A 10,487-nucleotide genomic window follows, 5' to 3' on the forward strand; every position below is an offset into this window, starting at 1 on the left:
CAAATTATGAAGAAGATCATCGCACTATCATCAGCAGTTATGCTTTGCTTAAGCATGAGCTGTACCAAAGAGAGCGCCAAACAACAAAGCGCTACAACGCCCGCAGCTGCTGCGCCAAAGCTGAAAACCGAGGCTACCACCACCTTTGCCTATGGCTCTGATGCCAGTTGGGTAACGCAGATGGAAGCGGCGGGCAAAAAGTTTTATAACAGCAGCGGCACACAACAGGATTTGTTCACCATTTTAAAGGGGAAGGGCATCACGGCAATTCGTTTAAGGGTTTTTGTAAACCCGTCTGACGGCTGGTGCAACACCGCTGATGTGGTAGCTAAGGCCAAAAGGGCCGCCGCAGCTGGGATGAGTATCCTGATAGATTTTCACTACAGTGATGTATGGGCCGATCCCGGTCATCAAACCAAGCCGGCAGCATGGGCAAGCCAGGATTTTACTACTTTAATGAATACAGTTTATAATTATACCTATAATACCTTAAACACCTTAAAAACAAATGGCATTACCCCAACCTGGGTGCAGGTTGGCAACGAAACCAGCGATGGTATGCTTTGGCAGGACGGCCGCGCATCGGTATCGGCTACTAACTTTAAAAACTTTGCCTGGCTGGTTAATTGCGGCTATAATGCTACAAAAGCAATTTTCCCATCGGCCCTGGTAATTGTACATGTGGCTAACGGCTTTAATAACACCACCACCCGTTGGATTTTTGATGGTCTGAAAGCGAACGGCGCCAGCTGGGATATCTGCGGCTTTTCGGTATATCCGTCAACCAGCAACTGGGCTTCTATAAACAGCCAGGTATTGACTAACATGCAGGATATGGTAAGTCGATATGGCAAACAGGTAATGATCTGTGAAGCTGGCATGGATGTAACTGCCGCCTCAACCAGTAAATCATTCCTCCCCGATCTGATCACCAAAACTAAGTCTGTATCTGGCGGATTAGGCGTATTTTATTGGGAGCCGGAAGCTTATGGCAGCTGGCAGGGTTATACTTTAGGTGCTTTTGACAGCAGCGGTAAACCAACTGTTGCCATGGATGCCTTTGTGCACTAAAAATTTAATAACCGGGTGTGTAATGCTATACCACCCGGTTATTTATGCATTTAAATGATGTTTAACATGATAACTTTATGCGTATATTAAGTTTAAACCGGTTAAAATATTTTGCGGCAGGCTTACTTGTAATTGGTGCCTTATCAGCCTACAAACAAGCATCACCCAATCCGGAATCTGTTAAGTTTAAGCAGATCCTCGGTGCCGATATTTCCTTCATTCCCCAGCTGGAAAGCGAAGGTCACAAGTTTTATGATGATGGTGTAAGTAAAGATCCTTTTCAGTTACTAAAGGATCATGGTTTTAACTATGTAAGGCTGCGTATCTTCAACAATCCTAAAGCCGATAGCGGCTACTCGGCAAAGGGCTATTGTGGTTTAGAGGACACCAAAAAGATGGCCCGGCGAATTAAAGCTGCCAGTATGGGCTTCCTGCTCGATTTTCACTACAGCGATACCTGGGCCGACCCGGGTAAACAATTCAAACCCGCGGCCTGGAAAAATCTGGATAACCAACAACTGCAGGATTCCATTAAAGCATTTACCATCCTTACTTTAAAAGAGCTTAAAAAGCAAGGCACCCTGCCCGATATGGTGCAGGTAGGCAACGAAATTAACCACGGCATTTTATGGCCCGATGGCAAACTTAAAAATCTTGATACCCTGGCCGGCTTTTTAAAAGCAGGGATTAGCGGTGTAAAGGCTGTTAATGGTAACATCCGGATAATGCTCCATATTGCCTGCGGCGGTCAAAATGTCGAATCGAGATATTTTTTGGATAATATGCTCAGGCGTGGCGTGAACTTTGATATCATCGGCGAATCTTACTACCCCGAATGGCATGGTACGCCTGATAGCCTGAAGAAAAACCTAACCGACCTGAATATCCGCTACAAGCAGGATGTAATAGTGGCCGAGTACTCACAGCACAAGCGCGAGGTAAATGATATTGCCCTATCACTGCCCGGCAACAAAGTTAAAGGCTCCTTTATATGGGAACCTTTTAGCTGGGGCGAAACTTTTGTTGACAAGCAAGGCAACACAAACGATCATATAAAAACCTATACCAACATTAGTAAAGACTATCACATCAGTCAGTAACCTCTTTTTTAAATGAAGAAATTTTTCCTGTTATACCTTATTGTTTTTACTGCGGTTATAGCCAATGCCCAAAGCGATAAAACAAGCCAGACTACACTGTTCAATAACAACTGGCAGTTTATAAAAGATGCCGATACCAGCATCAATCAACAACTTTTTAGCCATAGCAACAACGCCAATGCCTGGCAGCAGATCAGCCTGCCGCATACTGTTAATATAGAACCAGTCATAAAAATCAATCAGCAATGGCAGGGTATTAGTTTTTACCGTAAGTTTTTTACGCTCGATAAAAGCGACGCGGAGAAGCACATCGCTATTCGCATAGATGCTGCTATGAACCTGGCCGATGTTTATTTGAACGGAAAATATCTCATGACCCACACAGGTGGCTACCTACCTTTTTATATTGATGTTACCGGCAAAGCATTTTACGGAAAAGAGAATTGCCTGCTCATTAGGTTGAACAATCATGATAACCCGATTATCCCGCCAGGGAAACCTATTAAAGACCTCGACTTTAACTTTTATAGCGGTATTTACCGTAACGTGTGGCTAATCAAAAAAAATAAGATACACATAACCGATGCGGTAGATGCCAGCCAGGTAAACGGAGGCGGAGTATTGCTGCATTATAGTAATATATCAGCAACCCAGGCACAACTAAAAATTAAAGTACAGATAAAAAACGATCAGGCTATAAAACAGCATATACAACTCAAAGCCACGTTGTACAGTCCCGCGGGAAAATTAGTTGGCCCGGCTCATGTTATCGCCGCCGATATCAATTCAAAAGATACAGCATCACTACAGCAGGAAATATCGGTTGCAAGCCCGGCATTATGGTCGCCGTTACATCCTCAATTATATAAAGTAGTTGTGCAGATACTCAGCAATGGCCGGATAGTAGATTCTGTATCCACATCAACCGGCATCAGGAAAATCGCCTTTAAAAATGATGGATTTTACCTTAATGGGAGTAAATATGTACTACGTGGCACCAACCGCCACCAGGAATATCCATACATAGGTTACGCCTTATCAGATAATGCCCAATACCGCGATGCCTATAAAATAAAACAGGCAGGGTATGATTTTGTGCGATGCTCGCATTATCCGCCCTCGCCTTCGTTTTTAGATGCTTGTGATCAGTTAGGCATTTTTGTGATGGACTCTACCCCTGGATGGCAGTTTTTTGGCGATGAAATTTTTCAGCAAAACAGCCTGCAAAACATAACCGATATGATCCGTCGTGACAGGAACCATCCCTCCATTATTTTATGGGAAGCTTCGCTGAATGAAACAGAAATGAAACGCGACTACATGGAAAAGGCGCAGGCTATTGTTCACCAGGAGTTGCCCTATGCTGATACCTACACGTGCGGTTGGATGAATGCGGTGTATGATGTATTTATCCCCGCCCGCCAGCACGCTAAAGCACCCAATTACTGGAAAAATTTTAATAGCAAACCTATTTTCATTGCCGAATATGGCGACTGGGAATACTATGCCCAAAATGCAGGCTTTAACCAAACCCAATATAAAGACCTCACAGACGAGGAAAAAACATCCCGCCAGTTACGTGGCGACGGTGAAAAACGGATGCTGCAACAGGCAGCAAATTTCCAGGAAGCGCATAACGACAACCTTAACGGGAACATTACCGGCGATGCCGGCTGGCTGATGTTTGACTATAAACGCGGCTATGCTCCGGATATTGAATCATCGGGCATTATGGACATTTTCAGGCTGCCTAAATTTGCTTATTACTTTTACCAAAGCCAACGCGATATTAGTGAAAGTAAACCAATGCTATTTATAGCCAGTTACTGGGACAACCCAGCCACAAAAAATGTTAAGGTGTATAGCAATTGCCAACAGGTGGAGTTGTTTTTAAATGGTAAATTAATTGGTAAACAAAAGCCCGATACTGGCAAAATGAGTAATAACCTGAAGCATGCTCCATTTACTTTTAATGTTGCCTATCAACCGGGCGTTATTACTGCCAAAGGATATATTAATGGTACAGTGGTGGAATCTGTTGAACGCAGAACCCCATTAAGTGCCAGTGCTATTAAACTAACTGTTGATTATAGCGGCAAAAAGCTTGATGCCGGTAAAGCTGATGTAATATTTGTATATGCATCAATAGTTGATAAAAACGGAACGGTTATTCCAGATGCAAAGCAGGAGATAGCATTAGGCCTGATTGGCGGCGGGAAAATAATTGGCGACRAAAAAGTTAACGCAGATGCCGGGATAGCAGCTTTTTTGGTAAAAACTGAAAAAAGTACCGGACGAATAGAAATATCGGCATCGGCAACTGGTTTTGTTACTGCTGTTCAGGTTATTAATTAAACTAACGTTATTCATAGCAACTCGCCGGAATAGAAAAAAGCGAATTGCAATGTAGCAGTTGTTTAAGGTGAATCATTAAACAGGTACTGGATTTTTAATTATTAATATGGTTAAAGTGTTTAAGAACGATTGGTTTGCTATTCCTTAATAAAGTGGTCAATGTTCCTGGAATGTTCAATCCTGGGCGGTGAAAGTAATTCATGGTCCAGTCCTTACGAGAGTTTTAAGCAACGGCTTTTTGAAGATAGCGGGGGTTCGTAAGTCTAAAAGACATCACCACCTTGCAGAAAACTGTTAATGTTTAATGAACCGCTGTATGCCGAACTGTGAGAGGACAGTAAGGGAAATAATCCCTTACTTCCTACTCGATTATAGCTACTCGGGTAGCCAAAGTGTTAGCTCCAGGCTGCCAATACCAATTGTTAAGCCGGTTTAGTTGGCGTAGGTGTTGTAGGCATCGGTGTTGGCGATGGTGTAGGACTTGGGTTTGGTGTTGGTGTTGGCGTTGGCGTTGTACTCGGATTTGGAACCGGCGTAGGAGCTGGCGACGGAACCGGTGCCGGGTCGGTAGGCGTAGGAGCTGGTGACGGAACAGGTGCCGGTGTTGGTGCCGGAGCAGGTGTTTTTGGTGTCTTTTTCTTTTTACCTGGTATGGTATCAGTTACTATGCTTTTTTTCACGATGATTCCGTTGTTGCCGGTACCGTTGATGGCCGCATGATTACCGGCAAAAACTACCGAACACGCAAATGATAATGCTACAGCTGCTGCTGTTAACTTTAAATTTTTCATAATAATTTATTTAAAAATTAATAAATTAACTTTAATGATAACATTGGCAACAAGCTTTGGTTTTTATTAATTGCGATACCCCCTTTTTGATCCTAAATACCACCCACATATTTAGTCGTCAGCGCTTGTAAAAGTGTGCCGCTTAACAATAGCTGTTTTTGCTAAAACAATATATTGCGTTAATGCTTTAAGGTTTTGTATGGCATCATCAAACAAGTCTATTTACGCTGCGCTGGCCGCAAATTTGCTTATTGCCTTAACTAAGTTTGCAGCTGGTTTTTTTAGTAACAGCGCTGCTATGGTAGCCGAGGGCGTGCACTCTGTGGTTGATACCGCCAACCAGGTATTATTATTGTTTGGCTTACACCAAAGCCGCAAAAAACCCGATGCAAAGCATCCCTTCGGCTATGGTAAGGAACTGTATTTTTATTCGTTCATTGTGTCGATACTCATATTTGGCCTTGGTGGGGGAGTTTCTATTTACCAGGGTATTGCTCATATCATCACGCCCGAAGTTCCGGGTAACCCAACCTGGAATTATGCGGTATTGGGCATGTCGGTAATTTTCGAAGGATCATCGCTTTTAATAGCGGCTAAAGAGTTTAACAAGCTGCGTGGCGAACTCTCATGGTGGCAGGCCATTGTCAAGAGTAAAGACCCATCAACCTTTTTGGTGCTGTTTGAAGATAGCGCCGCCGTTATAGGCCTGGTTATCGTAGCTGTTTGCATGTTTATTGGTCATACTTATCACATCAATTATCTTGATGGCCTGGCCTCATTGCTGGTTGGTTTGGTGCTTATATTTGTTTCTATCATACTGGCGCGCGAAAGCCGTAGTTTGCTTATGGGCGAGGGGATAGGCGCAACTACCAAAAAACACATCATCGAAATTGTAGAGCAGGATGATGACGTTTTAAAGCTCATGCACCTCATGTCAACCTATCAATCGCCTACCGAGGTATTGCTGATGCTCATCATTTCGTTTAAAAGTGACTTAGATACCGCAGGTATCAATAATGCCATCATTCGCATCCGCAACCGGGTAAAAGATGAGTACGGCCTCATTCATTTTGTTATTATCCAGCCCGATACCTTTATGGAAAAGGTGAGCCCCAATATGCAGCTATATGTTTAGTAAGCATAAAATAAATTCTCTCCATCTTCAAAAAAATAGCTAATATGCAGTGCTAAACTTATCTTCAATGAATTATAACCAGCCCTCGGCAGCTACCCCTAAAAACGCGTTAAAAGCAACATCAATTATACACCTGGCCTTAATAGCCGGGCAGGTATTGTTTATGATAATGGCTTTTATAACCAATAAAAGCACCATTTACTTTGATTATAAAAACAGCCGGAACGACGTGTATTTTTACATAGTGCCATTATTGGCCGTTGTGGGTACAGTAGTAGGCAGTTTTTTGTTTAACCAGCAAATGGCAAAGTTCCATCAGGCGTTGGCAGGGTCCGGTATCAATAAAACACTTTCAGAAAAATTAAAGGTATACCAATCGGCCCTAATTGTAAGATACGCGCTGCTTGAAGGGCCTTCATTGTTCGGAATCGTTTGCTTTTTATTGACAGGTAATTTATTTTATTTGCTTATTTCGGCATGTTTAATAATTACCATGATCAGTTTAAGGCCATCAGTTAATGCCACGGAAGCCTACCTGCAATTAAGTTACGATGAAACGCAGCAATTACGCTAATGCTTGAAGTCGAAAGTGACTTGTTCTTTGACTTTTGACTTCCGACTTCGGACTTCCGACTAAGCATTATCCATGCTAATGATCTGGGCTTTATAAGCAGCCGGGAGCAGGGCATTGCGTAAAAAGGTTTCCACCTTCAGCATCCTCAAAAACTTGTATGTCCATATCACCGGTAAAAGCCAGGTCAGTTTTCCTAACGGAAGATGCTTGCCTACCAATGGCGGCACCACCAGCAGTTGCGCCTGTTTTAACACAGCGTAACGTGAAGCGCCAAGGTGTTTTTTGTATTGTCTGTATAAATCCAAGGTCAATTCGCCATGAACCAGGTTATGCTGTAAATGTTCATCGCGCATATTCAGGTATTCAAAGTAGTTTTTTGGTAGGCCAGCAAGCCCCATGCACTGGCCTACCCGGTTAAAAACCATAAAGGTTTGTCCCTTTTCGGCCTGGGTTAGTTTGCGCTCCAAAAGCTCATATGACCGGATAGACAGATCAATCAACAGGAACAACACATCGCGGTAAGCCCAATCCGGAATCTGTGCGCCGCGGCTGTTTTCAACACCTTTGTGAATGGCGGTTATCCGGTCGATAGCTTTTAAAGCCGATTCCTGGTCCGAAAAAATGATCTGCCTTGAATATTCAACGGTCGAAAATAATCGTCCAAGCGGGTCGGCAGGCAGGCGGCCGGTAAAGTATAGCCAGTCAACCGCTTTGTTTAAGGCAAATTCGGCTGCCGCGCCAGCAAAAATAAACAGGATGGTATCGGCCTTGCCCCAAATTTTCCTCACTATCGAATCCTCGCCTACAAAATATTCCATGAGTTTAATGCTGATTTAATTGAAGAGTAGTTTGTTGGCCGTTTTTTTTCGATGCCGGTTACCAATGCTATGCCTAATGTATAGCAAAGCAAATCCATCCACGAAAAGGAAGTGCCCAATAACAGTGCCGCTATTTTGGAATGCTGCAAGCCTAACAACTTTACCAGTCGAAAATATTGCGAAACCTCGGTTACGTAAGCAAAAAGCAGCACGCCAAATGCTGTAGGCAATACTGGTGTGTTAACAAATGCTTTTACAAAACAATACAACAGTATAACCACTAAAAAATCGCCGCCAAAAGGCCTTATGACGTTATCGTGCATGTATTTACCTATTAAAACTTCGGTTATGAAGAGTAGTATGGTAAGTATGAAATAAGTTTTATTTAATTTCATTTGTAAAGTACTTTGTTTTACAAAGTAAATAAATATTATTTTAATTCGCAAGTTTTAAAATGTTATTGCTATCGGCTTCCTAACCAACAATTGATATATTTAACCATGCAAAAATCCGAACTTCAAAAAATGCTGGATGGCGACCTGTACGATGCCAGCGATGCCGAACTGGTTGCCGGTCGATCAAAAGCACGTAAATTATTTACCCGTTATAATGCGCTTGATTATGATGACAAAGAGGGCAAGAGGAGCGTGTTAAAAGAGTTGCTGGGTGGCTTTACCAATGCCATCGATATCCAGTCGCCATTTTATTGCGATTATGGCTTTAATATTTTTGCCGGCGATAACCTGTTTCTGAATTTTAACTGCATTATATTGGATTGTGCCCGCGTTACCTTGGGCAATAATGTATTTATGGCACCCAATGTACAACTGTATACCGCCTATCATCCCGTTATAGCTTCCGAACGGATAAAAGGCCCGGAGTATGCTGCGCCTATAACCATAGGCAATAACGTATGGCTTGGTGGCGGTGTAATTGTTTGCCCCGGTGTTACCATTGGCGATAATACCACCATTGGTGCAGGCAGCGTAGTAACCAAAGATATTCCGGCTAATGTGGTGGCGGTGGGGAATCCGTGTAGGGTGATAAAGGAGATATAGTAACGTCATATGTCCGAATTTTTTGTACAGCTATTCTGCGATCAAAATAAAGTTTATTCTATCATTATCGAAGATGATGGTAAAGTAGCGTATGCTTACCTTATACTGGCCAAAGAAATTATAGGAGATTTATGGCTTTATAATAATGCAACTGCCCCTGAAGAAATTAATTGGAAACAACAGGAGTTACCCTATTTAAACCCACTTACTTTTTTAAAGGAAGGTATACAAATTGCACCCATTGTAAACCGGCAGGAACTATTGTGTCATTGGACAATGGATTCCTTAGGGGGGGAGTACAGGGAGTGGGGATTTTATTGAGAGGGGTTTTGATAGGCAGGCTTAAACCCGGCTCTCTGCCGGGTATTCGGCTTTGGTAACGAGGGATGGACCGCTGGCCAAAATTTTGGCAAATGAAGCTTAGGTAGCGTTTGGATACCTAACACTTAACCGTCTTCTTTTTCATCCCCGGCTTACGTCTTGCGCGCGATTTTTCAATATAATCCACAGCAACCGGTACCTTGCATGCAGTTCCGTTTTGATCCACAAATACAGTTCCTATTTTATTGCCCGTTGCAATGGCTTCATCCATTAAAGCATCTACATAGGTGCCCAAAGCGATGATAAATCCGTTCATGGTTGATCGTACCCGGTTTGGCGATGAATGGATATTTTGCTCAACACGATTTAGCAACTCCCTCAATACACCCAAATCAAGTTCGCTATCCGGTTTAAACGAAACAATATTGCTTAAGGTAGACCAGCCCGAAGCGACAACATAATCCCTGCTGTCGTTTATCCACTCCAAAGCCAGTTCAAATCCATATTGGCCTTCGGTGGCTACCCACGGTACGGTGTATTCGCTTATGTTGTTTGATACGGCCTCATTAACCCAGGTTTGCAGGTCGGCCCGGGTCATTTTGGCATCGTCGGCAATCAGGCCGGCAAGGTACATGGCATCGGCGTTGCCGGTGGCATACAAATCTTTGGCCAGCTGGTAATCTTTTTTAACCTTTTTTTGGATGGTTTTTAAAAATTCAACCTTCACCCCGAAAAACGGCTCTTTAACCCCATGTTTTAACAATATATTTTTGATGCTCTGGCTGCCATTAGCCTGCAGGTAGGTCATGATTTCGGCTACTTTCATTTTATCAATATTTATGTATAAAATTATACTATTTCCTGGTTTTTCTAAATGGATTCTTCATACAATACAGGGGAATTACGTTTGGACTGAGGTAGGCGGCCTCTACGAGGCAAAAAAGAGATTTCAGCATTCCAGATCCACCTCCCGACATCCGAACCTGGCAACCCTGATATCCACATCCATCCAACTTTTCCCAGGGCTGACGCATTAGAAATTTTTATTAGCGATAAGCGTTAACAGAAATTTATGGTTCCAACCAGCCATTTTTCGTTTGGCCTTCAGGCTGGCCTTGCTGGTTTTATCAGCTTTCAGAATATTTAAGGCTATTTTTCTGACGACTGCCAGGTTTTGAGCGGCCTGCCTGTTGCGTGTGGTATTGTAGTCTTCGCCAAAACCAACATCCAGTTGCCAGTGCAACTGATTTTCTATCCCCCAATG

General features: G+C 43.0%; 12 protein-coding genes. 7 read left to right on the forward strand and 5 right to left on the reverse strand.

Annotated elements, in window-relative coordinates; genetic code table 11:
• Positions 1-6 precede the first annotated feature (6 nt).
• From AC1DV1_RS18675 to AC1DV1_RS18685, 3 genes are all read left to right on the forward strand, one after another.
• Positions 7-1,071, forward strand: coding sequence for a glycoside hydrolase family 53 protein (locus AC1DV1_RS18675; RefSeq protein ID WP_477361957.1), 1,065 nt, complete (start codon positions 7-9; stop codon positions 1,069-1,071).
• Positions 1,072-1,148: 77 nt separating this feature from the next.
• Entirely contained in the window at positions 1,149-2,171 is a 1,023-nt protein-coding gene (locus AC1DV1_RS18680; RefSeq protein ID WP_477361959.1) for a glycoside hydrolase family 53 protein, read from the forward strand.
• Between the two features lie 12 nt (positions 2,172-2,183).
• Positions 2,184-4,526, forward strand: a complete 2,343-nt coding sequence (locus AC1DV1_RS18685; RefSeq protein WP_477361962.1) for a glycoside hydrolase family 2 TIM barrel-domain containing protein — start codon at positions 2,184-2,186, stop codon at positions 4,524-4,526.
• A 422-nt stretch (positions 4,527-4,948) separates the two neighbouring features.
• Here the strand turns inward: AC1DV1_RS18685 and AC1DV1_RS18690 are convergent, their stop codons facing one another.
• The gene (locus AC1DV1_RS18690) at positions 4,949-5,317 is read right to left on the reverse strand and encodes a hypothetical protein (RefSeq protein WP_477361964.1); all 369 of its coding nucleotides are present in this window, start codon (positions 5,315-5,317) and stop codon (positions 4,949-4,951) included.
• Between the two features lie 199 nt (positions 5,318-5,516).
• On the opposite strand from AC1DV1_RS18690, the gene AC1DV1_RS18695 reads away from it, so the two are divergent.
• Both AC1DV1_RS18695 and AC1DV1_RS18700 read left to right on the forward strand, forming a co-directional pair.
• A complete protein-coding gene (locus tag AC1DV1_RS18695) occupies positions 5,517-6,452 on the forward strand; it encodes a cation diffusion facilitator family transporter (RefSeq protein WP_477361966.1) in 936 nt (311 codons plus the stop codon).
• 67 nt (positions 6,453-6,519) lie between these two features.
• Positions 6,520-7,026, forward strand: coding sequence for a hypothetical protein (locus AC1DV1_RS18700; protein ID WP_477361968.1), 507 nt, complete (start codon positions 6,520-6,522; stop codon positions 7,024-7,026).
• A 59-nt stretch (positions 7,027-7,085) separates the two neighbouring features.
• Here the strand turns inward: AC1DV1_RS18700 and AC1DV1_RS18705 are convergent, their stop codons facing one another.
• Both AC1DV1_RS18705 and AC1DV1_RS18710 read right to left on the reverse strand, forming a co-directional pair.
• Positions 7,086-7,844 (reverse strand): oxygenase MpaB family protein, encoded by a 759-nt coding sequence (locus AC1DV1_RS18705; RefSeq protein WP_477361970.1) that lies wholly within the window; start codon positions 7,842-7,844, stop codon positions 7,086-7,088.
• Complete coding sequence (locus AC1DV1_RS18710; RefSeq protein ID WP_477361972.1) at positions 7,829-8,239, reverse strand: ribosomal maturation YjgA family protein; 411 nt, start codon at positions 8,237-8,239, stop codon at positions 7,829-7,831. Before AC1DV1_RS18710 ends, AC1DV1_RS18705 begins: the two co-directional genes overlap by 16 nt.
• Before the next feature lie 105 nt (positions 8,240-8,344).
• Here AC1DV1_RS18710 and AC1DV1_RS18715 point away from each other — a divergent pair, with 105 nt between their 5' ends.
• Together AC1DV1_RS18715 and AC1DV1_RS18720 are read left to right on the forward strand one after the other, a co-directional pair.
• Entirely contained in the window at positions 8,345-8,902 is a 558-nt protein-coding gene (locus AC1DV1_RS18715) for a sugar O-acetyltransferase (RefSeq protein WP_477361974.1), read from the forward strand.
• 9 nt (positions 8,903-8,911) lie between these two features.
• Positions 8,912-9,223, forward strand: a complete 312-nt coding sequence (locus tag AC1DV1_RS18720) for a hypothetical protein (protein WP_477361976.1) — start codon at positions 8,912-8,914, stop codon at positions 9,221-9,223.
• Positions 9,224-9,341: 118 nt separating this feature from the next.
• Here AC1DV1_RS18720 and AC1DV1_RS18725 read toward each other — a convergent pair whose 3' ends face one another.
• Both AC1DV1_RS18725 and AC1DV1_RS18730 read right to left on the reverse strand, forming a co-directional pair.
• Complete coding sequence (locus AC1DV1_RS18725) at positions 9,342-10,049, reverse strand: DNA alkylation repair protein (protein WP_477361978.1); 708 nt, start codon at positions 10,047-10,049, stop codon at positions 9,342-9,344.
• Between the two features lie 207 nt (positions 10,050-10,256).
• A partial coding sequence (locus AC1DV1_RS18730; RefSeq protein WP_477361980.1) for a transposase occupies positions 10,257-10,487 on the reverse strand: 231 nt, incomplete at its 5' end.

This window comes from Mucilaginibacter sp. P4_D1, assembly GCF_056401935.1.